The organism is Streptomyces sp. NPDC048248, from assembly GCF_043201875.1.
GTDB lineage: Bacteria > Actinomycetota > Actinomycetes > Streptomycetales > Streptomycetaceae > Streptomyces.
Genome location: NZ_JBICZL010000008.1, coordinates 50044 through 67359, shown reverse-complemented (window position 1 = coordinate 67359; position 17316 = coordinate 50044). Strand labels below are relative to the sequence as shown.

Annotated in this window: 16 protein-coding genes; 12 read left to right on the top strand and 4 right to left on the bottom strand. The window is 71.7% G+C overall.

All coding sequences use genetic code 11. The annotated features are described in order from the left end of the window. Positions 1-75: 75 nt before the first annotated feature. The 7 genes from rpe (at position 76) to ACGFZW_RS18405 (ending at position 7161) form a co-directional block, all read left to right on the top strand. Positions 76-756, top strand: coding sequence for a ribulose-phosphate 3-epimerase (gene rpe, locus ACGFZW_RS18435; RefSeq protein WP_393894187.1), 681 nt, complete (start codon positions 76-78; stop codon positions 754-756). Between the two features lie 338 nt (positions 757-1094). Beyond that, on the top strand, positions 1095-2084 hold the full coding sequence (locus tag ACGFZW_RS18430) for a sugar-binding transcriptional regulator (protein ID WP_393894186.1): 990 nt from the start codon (positions 1095-1097) through the stop codon (positions 2082-2084). A 175-nt stretch (positions 2085-2259) separates the two neighbouring features. Then, positions 2260-2739: a ribonuclease domain-containing protein gene (locus ACGFZW_RS18425; RefSeq protein WP_393894185.1), complete on the top strand. Its 480-nt coding sequence runs from the start codon at positions 2260-2262 to the stop codon at positions 2737-2739. After that, the gene (locus ACGFZW_RS18420; protein ID WP_393894184.1) at positions 2736-3239 is read left to right on the top strand and encodes a barstar family protein; all 504 of its coding nucleotides are present in this window, start codon (positions 2736-2738) and stop codon (positions 3237-3239) included. The genes ACGFZW_RS18425 and ACGFZW_RS18420 overlap by 4 nt, the downstream gene beginning before the upstream one ends. A 116-nt stretch (positions 3240-3355) precedes the next feature. After that, the gene (locus ACGFZW_RS18415) at positions 3356-4819 is read left to right on the top strand and encodes a GuaB1 family IMP dehydrogenase-related protein (RefSeq protein ID WP_393894183.1); all 1464 of its coding nucleotides are present in this window, start codon (positions 3356-3358) and stop codon (positions 4817-4819) included. Positions 4820-5222: 403 nt separating this feature from the next. Beyond that, the gene (locus ACGFZW_RS18410) at positions 5223-6695 is read left to right on the top strand and encodes an amino acid permease (protein WP_393894182.1); all 1473 of its coding nucleotides are present in this window, start codon (positions 5223-5225) and stop codon (positions 6693-6695) included. Positions 6696-6705: 10 nt separating this feature from the next. Continuing rightward, positions 6706-7161 carry an Lrp/AsnC family transcriptional regulator gene (locus tag ACGFZW_RS18405; protein WP_393894181.1) on the top strand — a complete coding sequence of 152 codons (456 nt, stop codon included), beginning with the start codon at positions 6706-6708 and terminating at the stop codon, positions 7159-7161. Positions 7162-7235: 74 nt separating this feature from the next. On the opposite strand, the gene ACGFZW_RS18400 is transcribed toward ACGFZW_RS18405, so the two are convergent. Next, a complete protein-coding gene (locus ACGFZW_RS18400; RefSeq protein WP_393894180.1) occupies positions 7236-7742 on the bottom strand; it encodes a nuclear transport factor 2 family protein in 507 nt (168 codons plus the stop codon). A gap of 425 nt (positions 7743-8167) precedes the next feature. Between ACGFZW_RS18400 and ACGFZW_RS18395 the strand changes: the two genes are divergently transcribed. After that, positions 8168-8977, top strand: a complete 810-nt coding sequence (locus tag ACGFZW_RS18395; RefSeq protein WP_393894179.1) for a carbon-nitrogen hydrolase family protein — start codon at positions 8168-8170, stop codon at positions 8975-8977. Between the two features lie 152 nt (positions 8978-9129). Continuing rightward, a complete protein-coding gene (locus ACGFZW_RS18390; protein ID WP_393894178.1) occupies positions 9130-10824 on the top strand; it encodes a flavin monoamine oxidase family protein in 1695 nt (564 codons plus the stop codon). 141 nt (positions 10825-10965) lie between these two features. Here ACGFZW_RS18390 and ACGFZW_RS18385 read toward each other — a convergent pair whose 3' ends face one another. Beyond that, positions 10966-11598, bottom strand: coding sequence for a DUF5995 family protein (locus ACGFZW_RS18385; protein ID WP_393894515.1), 633 nt, complete (start codon positions 11596-11598; stop codon positions 10966-10968). A 306-nt stretch (positions 11599-11904) separates the two neighbouring features. Here ACGFZW_RS18385 and ACGFZW_RS18380 point away from each other — a divergent pair, with 306 nt between their 5' ends. After that, positions 11905-12357, top strand: coding sequence for a phospholipase (locus tag ACGFZW_RS18380; protein WP_393894177.1), 453 nt, complete (start codon positions 11905-11907; stop codon positions 12355-12357). A gap of 62 nt (positions 12358-12419) precedes the next feature. Here ACGFZW_RS18380 and ACGFZW_RS18375 read toward each other — a convergent pair whose 3' ends face one another. Beyond that, complete coding sequence (locus ACGFZW_RS18375; RefSeq protein WP_393894176.1) at positions 12420-13838, bottom strand: uracil-xanthine permease family protein; 1419 nt, start codon at positions 13836-13838, stop codon at positions 12420-12422. A gap of 211 nt (positions 13839-14049) precedes the next feature. Here ACGFZW_RS18375 and ACGFZW_RS18370 point away from each other — a divergent pair, with 211 nt between their 5' ends. Further along, positions 14050-14544, top strand: a complete 495-nt coding sequence (locus ACGFZW_RS18370; RefSeq protein ID WP_393894175.1) for an acyl-CoA thioesterase — start codon at positions 14050-14052, stop codon at positions 14542-14544. Between the two features lie 87 nt (positions 14545-14631). Here the strand turns inward: ACGFZW_RS18370 and ACGFZW_RS18365 are convergent, their stop codons facing one another. Next, positions 14632-15873 (bottom strand): MFS transporter, encoded by a 1242-nt coding sequence (locus tag ACGFZW_RS18365; protein ID WP_393894174.1) that lies wholly within the window; start codon positions 15871-15873, stop codon positions 14632-14634. A 69-nt stretch (positions 15874-15942) separates the two neighbouring features. Here ACGFZW_RS18365 and ACGFZW_RS18360 point away from each other — a divergent pair, with 69 nt between their 5' ends. Then, a complete protein-coding gene (locus ACGFZW_RS18360) occupies positions 15943-17172 on the top strand; it encodes an ROK family transcriptional regulator (protein WP_393894173.1) in 1230 nt (409 codons plus the stop codon). The last annotated feature ends 144 nt before the right edge of the window (positions 17173-17316 follow it).

Genomic DNA, 17316 nt, shown 5'->3' with positions numbered 1-17316 from the left:
ACGGATCGTCGAGCGGTTCGAGCGTTACGCCGCCCGCTTCTCTTGGGCGGGGCAGGCCGCGCCATACTGGGGGGCATGGCCTTGATCAACCCCAGCATCCTGTCCGCGGACTTCTCCCGCCTCGCCGAGGAGGCGAAGGCCGTCGAGGGCGCCGACTGGCTCCACGTCGACGTGATGGACAACCACTTCGTCCCGAACCTCACGCTCGGCGTTCCGGTCGTCGAGTCGCTGAGCAAGGCGACGGACACCCCTCTCGACCTGCACCTGATGATCGAGGACCCGGACCGCTGGGCGCCTCGGTACATCGAGGCGGGGGCCGGTTCTGTCACCTTCCATGCCGAGGCCGCGGCGGCGCCGGTGCGTCTCGCCCGGGAGATCCGGTCGCAGGGTGCGCGGGCTTCCATGGCGCTCAAGCCGGCCACGCCGATCGAGCCGTACGAGGACCTGCTCCCCGAGCTCGACATGCTGCTGATCATGACGGTGGAGCCCGGGTTCGGCGGCCAGGCGTTCCTGGACATCATGCTGCCGAAGATCCGCCGCACCCGTGAGCTGATCTCCCGGCACGGCCTGGAGATGTGGCTGCAGGTGGACGGCGGGGTCTCGGCCGACACCATCGAGCGGTGCGCGGAGGCAGGCGCGGACGTCTTCGTCGCGGGCTCCGCGGTGTACGGCGCGCAGGATCCCGCGAAGGCGGTCCGGGAGCTGCGGGACAAGGCGGAGAAGGCGACGGCCGCCGGCTGGGGCTGCGCGCACTGACGCCAGGCCCCTCGGAATGCCGAGCCGCCCGTCACCGGTCCTCGCCGATGACGGGCGGCCGCCTTCCACACTCCGTCCGTCGTTGGACGGGCGGTTGTCCTTTCCGGACGGATGCGGTCCGTCCGGACCCGTGGCGGTCTCAGCGGGCGGGCGCACGGCCGGTTTCGGTGGTCGCGCGCCTGGTTGGCCTGGTTCTCCTCGGCGCGCCATCGAGCGTTCACGCCCGCCGGGGCGGCCATGGTCCCCGCCGACCACGGGTTTCTGAAAGGATGAGCAAAGACTCGATCAGATGCGCCAAAGGGGAGAATTTCGTGGTAGCCAGCCGCCCACAGTCCGGAATGGGCCCTGCCGAGCTGGTGCAGGCCGCGGCCATGGCCCGCCGTTTCTATCTCGAGGGCAAGTCGAAGATCCAGATCGCGGAGGAGTTCGGCGTCAGCCGGTTCAAGGTCGCCCGCGTGCTGGAGACGGCCCTGGAGCGTGATCTCGTACGGATCGAGATCCGTGTGCCCTCGGAACTGGACGCCGAACGCTCCGATGCCCTGCGCGCCCGCTACGGCCTGCGGCACGCGGTCGTCGTCGAGTCGCCCGCTGACGCGTCCGAGGACGCCGCCGACCCGGAGAACCTCGGCGAGGTGGCGGCCGACCTCCTGGGCGAGCTGGTTGCCGAGGGGGATGTGCTCGGCCTGGCATGGGGCCGGTCGACCATCCACATGGCGGCCGCGCTGCACCGGCTCCCGCCCTGCACCGTCGTACAGCTGACCGGCGTCTACGACGCGGGCACCGCCGACCGCGGGTCGGTCGAAGCGGTCCGCCGGGCCGCGGACGTCTCCGGCGGCGAGGCCCACCCGATCTACGCGCCGATGCTGCTGCCCGACTCGGCGACCGCCGCAGCGCTGCGCGGCCAGACCGGGATCGCCCGCGCGTTCGAGTACTTCGACAAGGTCACCGTCGCCTGCGTCTCCATCGGCTCCTGGGAGCCGGGCGTCTCGACCGTCTACGACATGCTGTCGGAGCAGGAGCGGGAGCACTACGCCTCGCTCGGCGCCGCGGCCGAGATGTCCGCGCATCTCTTCGACGCCGAGGGGCGCCGGATCGGGCGGGACCTCGGCGAGCGCTGCATCACCGTCGAGGCGGACCGACTGCGCCGCATCCCCGAGGTCGTCGCGATCGCCGGCGGAGCCCGCAAGGCCGCAGCGATCGGTGCGGTGCTGCGCTCCGGGCTGGTCACGAGCCTGGTGACGGACACCGCCGCCGCCGATCACCTGCTCCTGGAGACGGGCCCCGGCACGCGCCCCGCCCTCGACCGGACGGATCCTGACGGGGCGTGAAGGTCCGGTAGGGCCCGGGGACATGAGTCACCGGCCGGCGGCGGGCGTGCGGCCCGTCGCCGGCCGATTCGTTTCCCCCAGCAGCGGCGGCCCCTCGTGTCCGGAGGGCGCTTTCGCGGTTGCGCGCGGCGGCACCGGCGGGCGGCTCGGGCGCTGCTGTGACAGCATCGGCGCCATGGTGATCCGTACCGCCCCGCGCCGTGCCGCAGCCGTTCTCGGCGCGCTGCTCGCCGGGCTGCTTCTGGCGCTCACCGGCTGCGCCACGAGCGAGGTCGGCAACGGGAGTTCACACGGATCGTCGCCGTCCGCCACCGGCGCCGCCGGTACGGATTCCTCCGGCGGGTCCGCCCCGTCCGACGTACCGGCCTGGGCGAAGGGGATGCCCCGCGTGCCGGCCGACCGGCTCCCCGCCCAGGCGCAGGACACCCTGAGGCGCATCGACGCCGGCGGGCCCTACCCGTACGCGCAGGACGGGGCCGTCTTCGGCAACTACGAGCGGCTGCTGCCCCGTCAGCCGCGCGGCCACTACCACGAGTACACCGTCCCCACGCCGGGTTCGCGGGACCGTGGCGCCCGCCGTCTCATCACGGGCGAGAGCCATGAGACGTACTACACCGATGACCACTACCGGACGTTCAAGGCGGTGCTCCGATGACGGGTTCTGTGCCCAGGCCGCTCGCGGCGGTGCTCGACGGCAGTACACCCGCGGGGGTGCTGCCCTGGCCCCCCGACCGCGCGGTTTCGGACGCCCTGTGTGCGGCGCGGGACGCGGGCTGGAGCGGCGCGACCCTCGATCTCGAAGGGGTTCTGGACAAGGACGGGTTCATGGCCCGCTGCGCCCGGTCGCTGCGGCTGCCCGACTGGTTCGGACGCAACTGGGACGCGCTCGCCGACTGCCTCACCGACCTGTCGTGGTGCCCCACGGACCGCGGCCGGCTCCTGGTGATGACGGGCTGGCAGGGGTACGCGGCCGCGGCGCCGGAGGACTGGAGCATCGTGGAGGGCGTCCTGGCGGACGCGGTCGGGTACTGGCGCGGCACGGACACGGCACTGGCCGTGATCATGGCCCGGGGGCGGCCGACGCAGGGTGCCGGGCCCGCGTTCGGGGAGCGGGAGGCGGGAGCGGGGCAGGGGGCCTGCGATACCCCTGGGTGAGGGGTGGACGGGCATTCCGTACCGCAGGGTGACGGCCGTTCGGCAGATCACACACACGGCTCACCGAGTGGTCGGACAATCGCATGAGTGCTGGTCAGGGCCCGTATCCTGGCGGTATGCGATTCCTGAATCCGAAGAACGGCGCCCTCGAAGAGAGTTCTTCGGTGCCCTACGACCTGACGTACGACGACGTGTTCATGGTGCCCAGCCGCTCCGCGGTGGGATCCCGCCAGGGCGTGGATCTCTCCTCCCCCGACGGGTCCGGCACGACGATTCCGCTGGTGGTCGCCAACATGACCGCGATCGCCGGCCGCCGGATGGCCGAGACGGTGGCCCGCCGTGGCGGCCTCGTGGTCATCCCGCAGGACATCCCGATCGACGTCGTCACCGAGGTCGTGACGTGGGTCAAGCGCCGTCATCTCGTCCTGGACACCCCAATCGTGCTGGCGCCGATCGCGACCGTCGCGGACGCCCTGTCGCTGCTCCACAAGCGGGCGCACGGCGCGGGCATCGTCGTCGAGGGCGGCCGGCCCGTCGGCGTCGTCACCGAGCACGACCTGGCCGGTGTGGACCGCTTCACCCAGGTCTCCGAGGTCATGTCCAAGGACCTGCTGGTGCTGGACGCGGACATCGACCCGCGGGACGCCTTCAACCGCCTGGACGCCGCGAACCGCAAGCTCGCCCCCGCGGTCGACAAGGACGGCATGCTCGTCGGCATCCTGACCCGCAAGGGGGCCCTGCGCGCCACCCTCTACACCCCGGCCACCGACGCGGACGGCAACCTGCGCATCGCGGCAGCCGTCGGTATCAACGGCGATGTGGCGGGCAAGGCGAAGGCACTGCTGGACGCGGGCGTGGACACCCTCGTCGTGGACACCGCGCACGGCCACCAGGAGTCCATGATCGCCGCGGTGAAGGCCGTCCGGGCGCTGGACCCGCAGGTCCCGATCGTGGCGGGCAACATCGTCGCCGCTGAGGGCGTGCGCGACCTCGTCGAGGCCGGCGCGGACATCATCAAGGTCGGAGTGGGCCCCGGCGCGATGTGCACCACCCGCATGATGACCGGTGTCGGACGCCCGCAGTTCTCCGCGGTGCGGGAGTGCGCGGCCGAGGCCAAGAAGTTCGGCAAGTACGTCTGGGCCGACGGTGGCGTGCGCCACCCGCGTGATGTGGCGATGGCACTGGCCGCAGGCGCGTCCAACGTGATGATCGGCTCCTGGTTCGCCGGCACGCTCGAATCGCCCGGCGACCTCCAGCACACCGCCGACGGCCGTCCGTACAAGGAGAGCTTCGGCATGGCCTCCGCGCGTGCGGTGCGCAACCGTACGAGCGAGGAGTCCGCCTACGACCGGGCCCGCAAGGGTCTCTTCGAGGAGGGCATCTCCACCTCGCGGATGTTCGTCGACCAGTCCCGCCCCGGTGTCGAGGACCTGATCGACTCGATCATCGCGGGTGTCCGCAGCTCCTGCACCTACGCCGGTGCGGGATCCCTGGAGGAGTTCGCCGAGAAGGCCGTGATCGGCGTGCAGAGCGCCGCCGGTTACGCCGAGGGCAAGCCGCTGCACGACAGCTGGAACTGACCCGTCGGGGGCCGCTGTCGGCCCCCTGGGCAGAGCCTCGCCCGCGTACGCTCCGCCGGCCCCGCACCGATCACGGTGCGGGGCCGCTGCCGTTCAGGGTGTTCCGGGCCGTCGGGCCGTGGCCGATTTCCGACGGTGGCCGGGAGTTCGTATGCTCGGTGGGCGCCGGGCGGGGCGCAACGAACCACCGTCGCCCGCGCCGGTGCGCAACGATCGGCCGCGGTTGCGCAAGGAACCTGCATTACGGCAGGTCAGGGGCGGCCCGTAAGGTCAAGCGCTGTACGTGGAGTGGCGGTGACCGCCTGCTCGGCGGTCTCCTGCAGCGGGCTGTTCTGCCCTGCCCGCGCATGCACCCGCCGTCGGTCGCCGTCATCTGACCGGCAGCGATGAAGGAGCCACCCCAGTGTTGGAGCACGGCGCAGCCCCACCCGGAGGGAACCGCGATCCGCGGCCGCCCTCCGCCGGAGGTCTCGGCACCCGGCTGATGCGACGCAAGCCGGTCGAGCGGCTGGTCGCCGAAGGGGGCCAGGGTGAGGGCGGAACGCTCCGCCGTTCGATGGGCATGTGGCAGCTGACCATGATCAGCATCGGTGCCACGCTCGGCACCGGCATCTTCGTCGTCCTCGGCGAGGCGGTTCCGGACGCCGGGCCCGCCGTCGTCATCTCGTTCGTCATCGCCGGCATCACCGCCCTGTTCTCCGCCCTGTCCTACGCGGAGCTGGCCGGCAGCATCCCGGTCTCGGGGTCGTCCTACTCCTACGCCTACGCCACTCTCGGTGAGCTGATCGCCTGGGTCTGCGGATGGTGTCTGATCCTGGAGTACGGCGTCTCGGTCGCTGCGGTCGCCGTCGGCTGGGGCCAGTACCTCAACGAACTGCTCGACGGGACCCTGGGATTCACCATTCCCGACGCGCTCTCCGCCCCTCCGGGCGACGGCGGCATCTTCAATCTGCCGGCCCTGCTCGTCGTGATGCTCGCGATGGTCTTCCTGCTGGGCGGTGCCAAGGAGAGCGCCCGCGCGAACACCATCATGGTCGCCGTCAAGATCCTCGCGCTGCTGCTGTTCTGCGGCGTCGCGGTGCAGGGAGTGAAGTCCGGCAACTACGCCGACTTCATGCCGATGGGCATGGCGGGCGTCAGTGCCGCAGGCGCCACCCTCTTCTTCTCCTACATCGGCTTCGACGCGGCCTCCACGGCCGGTGAGGAGGCCAAGAACCCGCAGCGCGATCTGCCGCGCGCGATCATGCTCTCGCTGGTGATCGTCACCGCCCTGTACTGCCTGGTCGCGGCCATCGCCGTGGGCGCGCTGCCCTGGAAGCAGTTCGAGGGCTCGGAGGCGGCGCTCGCGGGGATCATGAAGGAGGTCACCGGGCAGAACATCTGGGCGGTGCTGCTGGCCGTCGGCGCGGTCGTCGCCATCGCCAGCGTCGTGCTGACCGTGCTGTACGGCCAGACCCGCATCCTCTTCGCGATGTCCCGGGACGGCCTGGTGCCGAAGGTGTTCTCCAAGGTGCACCCCAAGAGCGGCGCGCCGCGGGCCAACACCGTGATCGTCTCGCTCTTCTGCGGTGTGCTCGCCGCGGCGGTGCCGCTGGGCCAGCTGGCCGACGCCACCAGCATCGGCACCCTCTTCGCCTTCGGCCTGGTCAACGTCGCGGTGATCGTGCTGCGCCGCACCCGGCCGGACATGCCGCGATCCTTCCGTACGCCGCTCTCCCCGCTGTTCCCGGTGATCGGCTTCGCGCTGTGCGTCTACATGATGGGCAGCCTGGACGTCGTGACCTGGGTGGTCTTCGGCGTCTGGATGGCCGTGGGCCTTGTGGTCTACTTCGGATACGGCATGCGCCGGTCCCGATTGGCCACGGCAGAGAAGTGATCCACCCGCAGTGCGACTGAACGATCTCGACGAACGCATCGTCCACGCCCTCGCCGAGGACGCCCGGCGCAGCTACGCCGACATCGGCCAAGAGGTCGGCCTGTCCGCGCCGGCCGTCAAGCGCAGGGTGGACCGGCTGCGGGCCGACGGGGCCATCACCGGCTTCACGGTGCGGGTCGATCCGGCCGCGCTCGGCTGGGAGACCGAGGGCTTCATCGAGCTCTACTGCAGCCGCAACACCTCGCCGGAGGCGATCCACCGCGGCCTGTCGCGCTACCCGGAAGTGGCGTCCGCCTCCACCGTCACCGGTGAGGCGGACGCCATCGTCCAGGTCTTCGCCGCCGACATGCGGCACTTCGAGCGGGTCCTGGAGCGGATCGCGGGCGAGCCGTTCGTGGAGCGGACGAAGTCCGTGCTGGTGCTCTCACCGCTGCTGCGGAGGTTCGGGTCCGGGGCGCCGCGCTAGGGGTAGCGGGGCAGACAGGGCTGTGCGGACCCCGCTCGGAGCCTGCCCGGGCCGGCCGGGGGTCGTGGACCCGCTCACTCCGGCCCTGGGGAAACCAGGGCGCCCGGCCCCGCGGACATGTCCTGCGGTAGCCGGGGCGGAGTGCCCCGGGTCCATACGATGCGCAGCGACGTGGCATGGATCCGCCAGCCCTCCGCGGTTCTCAGCAGTTCGGTGTCGGCGAGACCGGCGGAGACGAAGAGGCTCTCGGAGCCGTCTTCCAGGATGTGGGTGCTCAGCTGGGCACCGCGCACGGTGGCGCGGTCGCCGTCGATCTCGATGGCGGCGTTGGCGCCCAGGTGCACGGTCCGGTCGAAGAGGGTCATCGCACGGCTGACGTGTGCAAGCAGCTCGTCGCGGCCGTGGACGGTGCCGATGGGCAGGACGGCCGTGACGTCCTCGGTGTGGAACGCGCGAGCCCACCGCTCGTCGAGGACTTCTTCGTCGAAGGACCGGGCGTAACGGGCGAGCAGGTCGTCGATCCCGGCGCGGTCGGTGAGGTACCGGAGCTGGTGCCGCATCGCTGCGGTGGAGGTGTCCATGCCGGCGATCCTGCTACCTCAAGCGGACTTCAGGTCAAGCGCCGCCGAGTGCCGGCTTGCCGTCAACTCGCCCGTCGGCCTCGGCGCTGAGGCCGAGAAGCCGCAAGCCGCAAGGCTGAAATCGGCCGGTCACCTGTTGCCTGCCGCTGCCGCCCGCCGCGGTGGTGCGCCCCGGTGGGCACGCTGCACGGAACAACGGCGCCCCGCCCGCGCCGCACTGCCCTGAAACCGCGCCCTCCCGCCCCCGGGGCCATGCCCACCACCCCCTCCCGACCTGCGGTAACGCCGACGCAACGAATCGCCGCCGAGGCGCTTCAACGCGCAACGAATGCTCCATCGGCGCGCAACGGTGGCGTCTTGTCCCGGGTCACCGGGGGCCCGTACCGTCAATGCGTCCCGCCCGAACCGTCCCGCCGAGGGGTCCCATGTCGTCGCTCCGCACCGCCCTGCTCCAGAGTTCGGGACGGCCCGGCGACGTCGCGTACAACCTGCGCGTGCTGCGCGACGCGGCACGTGAGGCGGCGGCCGCCGGCGCGGGGCTGCTCGCCTGTCCCGAGCTGTTCCTCACCGGCTACGCAATCGGCGACGGCATCCACCGCCTCGCCGAGCCCGCCGACGGCCCCGGTGCCCGCGCCGTCGGCGAGATCGCCGTAGAGCACGGCATCGCGGTGCTCTACGGCTACCCGGAGCGTGCCGTCCCGGACGAGGGGGCGCCGGTCCACAACTCCGCGCAGCTCATCGGCCCGGACGGTGCCCGGCTCGCGAACTACCGCAAGACGCACCTCTTCGGCTGCTTCGAGCGCGAGTGGTTCACCCCCGGGGAGCAGCCGGTGGTCCAGGCCGAGCTGGACGGCGTACGGGTCGGCGTCATGATCTGCTACGACGTGGAGTTCCCGGAGAACGTCCGCGCGCACGCCCTGGCCGGTACGGATCTGCTCCTGGTGCCCACCGCCCAGATGCACCCCTTCCAGTTCGTCGCCGAATCCGTCATCCCGGTGCGCGCCTTCGAGAGCCAGATGTACGTCGCGTACGTCAACCGGGTCGGCGCGGAAGGCGAGTTCGAGTTCGTGGGGCTCAGCTGCCTGGCGGGTCCCGACGGGATCGTCCGCACCCGCGCCGGCCGCACCGAACAGCTGGTGCACGCCGATGTCGACGCCGCCTTCCTGAAGGAATCACGGGAGAACAACCCGTACCTGCACGACCGGCGTCCGGAGCTGTACGGCCCGCTGACGTGATCCGACCCGCCGCACCCGCCATGGAGTGAACCGGCCGCCCCACCGGCCCTGCCCCCCCGATCTGCCGCGCCCGCCCCGGCGCGCCCGCCCGTCCCGGCGCAGTCCGCGGACTGCTGCCCGCCGACCGCCCGTTCGCAAGGAGTCCGTACCCGATGACGTCCACGGTGCCCACCGCCGCCACCCCCCACGCGGATGCCCAGCCGCCGATCACCATGTTCGGCCCGGACTTCCCGTACGCCTACGACGACTTCCTCGACCACCCGGCGGGCCTCGGCCAGGTCCCCGCGGTCGAGCACGGCAAGGAGGTCGCGGTCATCGGCGGCGGTCTCTCCGGCATCATCACCGCCTACGAGCTGATGAAGATGGGCCTCAAGCCCGTCGTCTACGAAGCGGACTCCATAGGCGGCCGGCTGCGGACCGTCGGCTTCGAGGGCTGCGACCCCTCGCTGACCGCCGAGATGGGCGCGATGCGCTTCCCGCCGAGCTCCACGGCGCTGCAGCACTACATCGACCTGGTGGGGCTGGAGACCAAGCCGTTCCCCAACCCGCTGGCGCCGGACACCCCGTCGACGATCGTCGACCTCAAGGGCGAGTCGCACTACGCGCGGACCGTGGACGATCTCCCCGAGGTCTACCACCAGGTCATGGAGGCGTGGAACGCCTGCCTGGAGGAGGGCGCGGACTTCTCCGACATGAACCAGGCGATCCGCGAGCGCGACGTACCGCGCATCCGCGAGATCTGGTCCCGGCTGGTCGAGAAGCTCGACAACCAGACCTTCTACGGCTACCTCTGCGACTCGACCGCCTTCAAGTCCTTCCGGCACCGGGAGATCTTCGGTCAGGTCGGCTTCGGCACCGGCGGCTGGGACACCGACTTCCCCAACTCCATCCTGGAGATCCTGCGGGTCGTCTACACCGAGGCCGACGACCACCACCGGGGCATCGTCGGCGGCAGCCAGCAGCTGCCGCTGCGCCTGTGGGAGCGGGAGCCGGAGAAGATCGTGCACTGGGCGCAGGGCACGTCGCTGTCCTCGCTGCACGACGGCGCGCCGCGCCCCGCGGTGACCCGGCTGAACCGCACCGCGGGCAACCGCATAACCGTGACGGACGCCGACGGGGACATCCGGACGTACGAGGCGGCCGTCTTCACCGCGCAGTCCTGGATGCTGCTGTCGAAGATCGCGTGCGATGACGCGCTCTTCCCCATCGACCACTGGACGGCGATGGAGCGCACCCACTACATGGAGTCCTCCAAGCTGTTCGTGCCCGTCGACCGGCCGTTCTGGCTGGACACCGACGAGGAGACCGGCCGGGACGTGATGAGCATGACGCTCACCGACCGGATGACCCGCGGTACGTACCTCCTCGACGACGGTCCTGACCGGCCCGCCGTCATCTGCCTCTCCTACACGTGGTGCGACGACAGCCTGAAGTGGCTGCCGCTGAACGCCAACGAGCGGATGGAGGTCATGCTCAAGTCGCTGTCGGAGATCTACCCGAAGGTCGACATCCGCTCGCACATCATCGGCAACCCGGTCACCGTGTCCTGGGAGAACGAGCCCTACTTCATGGGCGCGTTCAAGGCCAACCTGCCGGGCCACTACCGCTACCAGCGGCGGCTGTTCACGCACTTCATGCAGGACCGGCTGCCCGAGGACAAGCGGGGAATCTTCCTCGCAGGCGACGACATCTCCTGGACGGCCGGCTGGGCCGAGGGCGCGGTGCAGACCGCGCTCAACGCGGTGTGGGGCGTGATGCACCACTTCGGCGGTGGCACCGACGCCACCAACCCGGGCCCCGGGGACGTCTACGACGAGATCGCGCCGGTGGAACTCCCCGAGGACTGACCGGACTCCGGTACGGGTGAGCAGGCGGCGGACCGAGGGACGGTCCGCCGCCTCTGCCGTCCCGTGAGGGCCCGTGCGGGGGCGGCCCCTGACCGGCGGATGCCTCTCCGGTGAGGTACGGGAGCCGTCGCTTCGGCCGGGTCAGTTCAGCGGGGTCAGCAGGCACCGGCCGACCATGCCGACACTCGCGTCCAGCCGCTCGGTGAACTCCTCGGCGACCTCCGGCAACCGGCGGGCGCCCCACAGCATCCGGGCCGCGGCCCATGCCCCGTCCCTGGCCATCTCCAGGCTCCAGGAACCGGCGAGATGGGTCAGCGGATCGGCGATGTCCAGCACGTCGGGGCCGGGCATCAGACTCTCCCTGATCCGTTCCTCCAGGCCCGTCAGTACGGCCCCGATGCGCTCGAAGTCCCCTTCCAGGAAGGCCGGTTCGCAGTCAAGCGTCCGGCAGGTGTCGACCACGGCGAGCGCAAGATCGTGGCCGATGTGCGCGTTGATGCCGGCCAGCGCGAACTGGAGGGGACGCACGCCGGGATGGTGACGCAGCTGGAAGAGCGGTCGCCAGCAGGCCGGCGGCCGCAGCCCGGCGGTGTCGGCGTCCACGGCACCGAAGTACCTTCGCGCGAACCGGACGTCCAGCTCGCCCGCGGCCACCGGATCCTGGAATTCGCCCTGGTCGATGCGCCGCGCCACCTCTTCGGTGACCCCCAGGTAGATCCGGTTGAAGACGGCCAGTCCGTCCTGCGCGGGCAGCGCCGCGTCCAGGTCCCGCATCCGCGCGAGCACATGCCCCACGCCCGCGGTCGTCGCGGGCCCCGCGCCGGCGGCGGGCACCGGGGCGTCGTGCTGCCGGTCGAGTCCGCCGCGCTGCTGAGTCGTCGTCATCCGCTCAGCGTGACACCCGGTGGGCGAATATCGGGGTGAGCTGTGTGGCGATGACCGGAACGGGGTAATAACGGCGCACCTCTTGTGACTTTCGCACGAGCCGCCACGAGCGGCAACGGCCTTTGAAAAGCGCATCAATTCGGCATTCCTGGATCCGCCGCGGACAACGCGGTGCCGCATTCCGGAGGTTGACGCATGGCCAGAAGACTCGCCGCCGCCCTCTCCGTTCCCCTTCTGAGTGCCACCGCCGTGCTGGTGGCAGCCCTCCCGGCGCAGGCCGCACCCGCCGACAAGCCCCAGGTGCTGTCGGGCTGGACGCAGACGAGCACGAGCAGCTACACCAAGTGGGTGGCAGCCCGCGGCAACCAGGCCGCGTGGGCGGCGTACCGCTTCGACTGGACCACCGACTACTGCTCGAAGTCGCCCGACAATCCGCTCGGCTTCCCCTTCCAGATCTCCTGCGCGCGGCATGACTTCGGCTACCGCAACTACAAGGACGCCGGGACCTTCGACGCCAATAAACCGCGTCTGGACAGTGCTCTGTACGAGGATTTGAAGCGGGTCTGCGCGCGCTATTCAGGCGCGAAGAAAGCCTCCTGCAACGGGCTGGCCTGGACGTATTACCAGGCGGTCAGGAAGCTGGGCTGACGACGCCGGGCGGGGGAGGGGCGCGCGGGCCGTACGCCGCGCGCTCCTCCGCCATCGGATGGTCAGCCCTTGTCCGGGCCCGTCCCCGATGCCGGTCCCGGATCCGTGCCCGTCTCGTCGTAGGTCGAGGTGCCCTCGTCCAGCAGCGGTGGCTGGGCCTTGAGATGGGCCGGGGCCAGGGCGCGGAGCACGTGGTAGCCGGAGAGCACCACGATCGTGCCCAGCGCGATGCCGCTCAGCTCGAAGTTGTCGCTGATCTTCAGGCTGACGCCGCCGACACCGATGATGACGCCCGCGGCCACCGGCACGAGGTTGAGCGGATTGCGCAGGTCCACCTTGTTGTGGATCCAGATCTGGGCACCGAGCAGCCCGATCATGCCGTACAGGATCACGGTGATGCCGCCCAGGACACCGCCGGGAATCGCGGCCACGACCGCGCCGAACTTCGGACACAGGCCGAAGAGCAGGGCGAAGCCGGCTGCGGCCCAGTAGGCGGCCGTGGAGTAGACCCGGGTCGCCGCCATCACGCCGATGTTCTCGGAGTACGTGGTGTTGGGCGGGCCGCCGAGCGCGGTGGAGAGCACCGAGGCCGCGCCGTCAGCGGAGATCGCGGTGCCGAGTTTGTCGTCCAGCGGGTCGCCGGTCATCTCGCCGACCGCCTTGACGTGTCCGGCGTTCTCCGCGACCAGCGCGATCACCACGGGCAGGGCGACCAGGATCGCCGACCACTCGAAGGCGGGCCCGTGGAAGGACGGCAGCCCGACCCAGTCCGCCGAGCCGACCGCGGAGAAGTCCAGCCGCCAGTGGTCGACGACCTTGCCCGCGCCGTTCACCGAGTGGATCATCCCGAAGGCGCGGTCGAAGACCCAGGAGAGGGCATAGCCGAAGACCAGGCCGAGGAAGATCGCGATCCGGGACCAGAAGCCGCGCAGGCAGACCACGGCGAGCCCGGTGACCAGCATGGTCAGCAGTGCCACCCACTGGTCCTGCGGCCAGTACGTACTCGCCGTCACCGGCGCCAGGTTGAAGCCGATCAGCATCACCACCGCGCCGGTGACCACCGGTGGCATCGCCGCGTGAATGATCCGCGCACCGAAGCGCTGCACGGCGACGCCCACGAGGAAGAGCGCGACGGCGACCACCAGTACCGCACCGGTGACGGTCGCACTGGTGCCGCCCTGCGCCCGGATGACGGCTGCGACACCGACGAAGGAGAGCGAGCAGCCGAGGTAGGAGGGCACCCGGCCGCGGGTGGCCAGCAGGAAGATGACGGTCGCGACGCCGGACATCATGATCGCGAGGTTGGGGTCGAGCCCCATCAGCACCGGTGCGACGAAGCTCGCGCCGAACATCGCGACCACATGCTGGGCGCCCAGACCGGCGGTCCGCGGCCACGACAGCCGCTCGTCCGGCCTGACCACTGCTCCAGGGGCCGGATTGCGTCCGTCGCCATGCACGGTCCAGCGCACCCCGAGGCCCATGACTGCTCCACTTCTTCCACGGTGATCGACCGGCCAATGTTAGGGCGGGCCACGTTCGCTTCATCCCGATAGGTGGCAATCCGAGAATCATGTTTTCGGTCACGCCGCCCACCGGGCAAAGCATTCTAAGCGTCCGCTTACGATGGCGGAGTCCCAGCGTTTCCCCGTCCCGGCAGCAGCAACTGCACCAAGCACTTCAGGAGCACCACCCGTGAGCGTCGAATCCCTGCAGGCCACCACCCCCGTCCCGTTCGGGCAACTGGTCCCCGTCACCGTCCACTTCGACGACCTCGACGCGCTCGGCATGCTCCACAACTCCCGCTACCCGCTGATGGTCGAGCGCGCCTGGGCCGAGTACTGGCACGGTCAGGGCTTCGGCTTCGACGGCGACTGGGAGGCCGCGGGTGACATGTGCAATGTCATCAAGGAGATGCACGTCTCCTACGAGCGGCCGGTCACCAGGCCCGGCCGATACGCCGCCCACCTGTGGGTCGAACGCCTCGGCCGCACCGGTCTGACGTACGGATTCCGGCTCTGCTCCGCCGACGGCGACGAGACCTACGCCCACGGCCACCGGGTGCTGGTCCGCGTCGACCCGCAGGCCCTGCGCCCCACGCCGTGGTCCGACCGCGCCCGCGCCGTCGCCGCGGACCTGGTGCGTCCGGAGGCCGACGCCGCGGCGATCGCCGAGGCCGACGCGGCCTGAGACGCCACGCCCCAGGACGCCGCCGGCGCCACCGGTACGGCCGGGACCGGGGCCGGCCGCGCGGTGGTGGCCGCCGGGCGGCGTCGGTCAGGGCTGTTTCGCGTCGCTCGCCGGCGCCGCCAGGTGCCGACGCGTCTCGCGGCCCGGCACCCGCAGCACCCCCGCGCCCACGACCAGCCCGAAGGCGAGCAGGGTGACCAGCGCGAACGACGCGGTCAACGAGGTCGCCTGGGCGATCCCGCCGATCGCCGAGGGCGCGATCAGCCCTGAGGCATAGGTGATCGTGGCCACGCCAGCGATGGCCTGGCTGGGCGCGGGGCCGCTGCGGCCGGCGGCGGCGAAGGCGAGCGGGACGACGACCGCGATGCCGAGGCCCATCAGGGCGAATCCGCCCATCGCCATCGCGGGATGCCGCGCCGCCACGATCAGCAGTCCGCCGGCCGTCGCGAGCACCCCGCCGACCCGGACGGTGCGCACCGCGCCGAAGCGGGCCACCACCCTGTCGCCGGCGAGCCGGGCGGCCGCCATGGTGCAGGCGAAGGCCGTGGTGGACGCCGCCGCCAGGCCCGCGTCGGTGCCCAGCGCGTCGCGCAGATAGACCGCCGACCAGTCGAGGCTCGCGCCCTCCGCGAAGACCGCGCAGAACCCGACCGCCCCGATGACGAGCGCCGACCGAGGTGGCAGCGCGAAGCGCGGTGGCGGATGCTCCTCGGGGGAGCTGCGCAGATCCAGCACTCCCTGGCAGGCCAGCGCGCCCAGGGCGGTCAACACCAGGGCGGCGCCGCCCAGATGGAGCCGCGCGTCGGTGCCGGCATGCGCGGCGACGGTGCCGGCCGCGGAGCCGAGGAGTGCGCCCACGCTCCACATGCCGTGCAGCCCCGACATGATGGGCCGGTCGAGCCGGTTCTCGGTCTCCACCCCCAGCGCGTTCATCGCGACGTCCGACATGCCCGCGGTGGCGCCGTAGAGCAGCAGGACCGGGCAGAGCACGTACAGACCGGGGGAGAGGGCGGGCAGGATCAGCGCGAGTGTCCAGAGCGCGAGCAGACCGCGCAGGGCGGTGCGGGCGCCGAAGCGATGGCTGATCCGCCCGGCCAGCGGCATCGCCAGCGAGGCGCCGATCGCGGGGAAGGCGAGGGCCAGGCCGAGTTGCCCGGGGCTGATGCCGGTGTGCTCCTGGATCCAGGGGATACGGGTGGCGAAGTTGCCGGTCACCGCGCCATGGATGCAGAACACCGCGGCGACGGACCAGCGCGCGCGGCGCAGCTCCGCCGGGGAGAAGCGGGAGGGCTGCGGGGAGGGGCTGGCGGAGCTACCGGTACCGACCATGGGCGCTAAATTATCAGGAACCCTGCCTGTTAATAGGACGATCGCCGCGGAGGGTGCAAGGATCCCGCCATGCACGCACCCCGCGCGGCGACCGCAGGCCGCACCGCCTCACCGAGCACCGCACGACGGATCAACGACCGGCTGGCACTCCAACTCCTGCAGTCCGAAGGGCCTTTGACGGCGCATCAGCTCAAGACGATGACCGGCCTTTCCCGTCCGACGGTCGCGGATCTCGTCGACCGTCTCCAGGAGGCCGGCCTGGTCAGCGTCGTCGGCGAGAGCGGCGCGCGGCGGCGCGGACCCAACGCCCGGCTCTACGGCATCGTCGCCGACCGGGCCCACCTCGTCGGCCTGGACCTGCGCACCCGCAGCGCCACCGTCGCGGTCGCCGACCTGCTCGGCCGGGTGCGTGCCGAACGCACCGTGCCGATCGGCCCGGACGACGCCCCCGAAGAGGCCGTCGAGAGGTCGCTGGCCGCCGTGCGCACGGCGCTGGAGGCGGCCGGGGCGGGCACCCCGCACACCGTCGCCGTCGGCGCTCCCGGCCTGGTCGACCCCGCCACCGGACGATTCGGGGACACCGGCTGGATCCCCTCGTGGCACGCCACGCTGGTCGCCGCGCTGCGTGAGCGCACGGCCGTACCGGTGCTGTTGGAGAACGAGGTCAACCTCGCCGCCATCGCGGAACAGCGGGACGGCGCCGCGCGGGACCGCGACACCTTCGTGCTGCTCTGGCTGGGACACGGCACCGGCGCCGCGGTCGTGCTGGAAGGCAAGCTGCGGCGCGGCGCGTCCGGCGGCACCGGCGAGATCGGCTTCCTGCCGGTTCCGGGCACGGCAGCCCTGCCGTCCGCCGACGGCTGCGACGGCGGCTTCCACTCCCTGGCCGGGTCCGCCGCGATCTGCGCGCTTGCGGCGGAACACGGCTTCCCGAACGCGGCCGGCGCCGTGCCCGGGACGCCCGGCGTCGACGGCGCTCCGCCCGCCGAACACCTCGTGAGGGCCGCCGCCGAGGGGGGAGCGGGCGCCGCGTTCCTCGACGCGCTGGCCGCGCGGATCGCCCTCGGAGTGGCGGCCGTGTGTGCCGTGCTCGACCCCGGATGCGTCGTCCTCGGCGGCGAGATCGGCCGCGGTGGCGGCGATGTGCTCGCCGGCCGCGTCGCCGGACATCTGGCCCGGCTGTCCCCGCTGCGTACCGACGTGCGCGCCGGGACGGTCGGTGGGCGGGCGGTGCTGCGCGGCGCGGTGCTCGCCGCGCGGGACGCCGCCCAGGCCGAGCTGTTCGCGCCCGCGGGCTGAGCCGTCCAACGGGTCGCGCCGACCTCCACGGGCCGGCGCGAGGTACACCCGTGGGGGAGAACTACCGGTCGAACAGGGCGAGTTGGGCTGCGGGCAGAGCCCGGAGGCCGCCCGGGAACCCTTCGCCGGAGGGCCGCCAGGCGC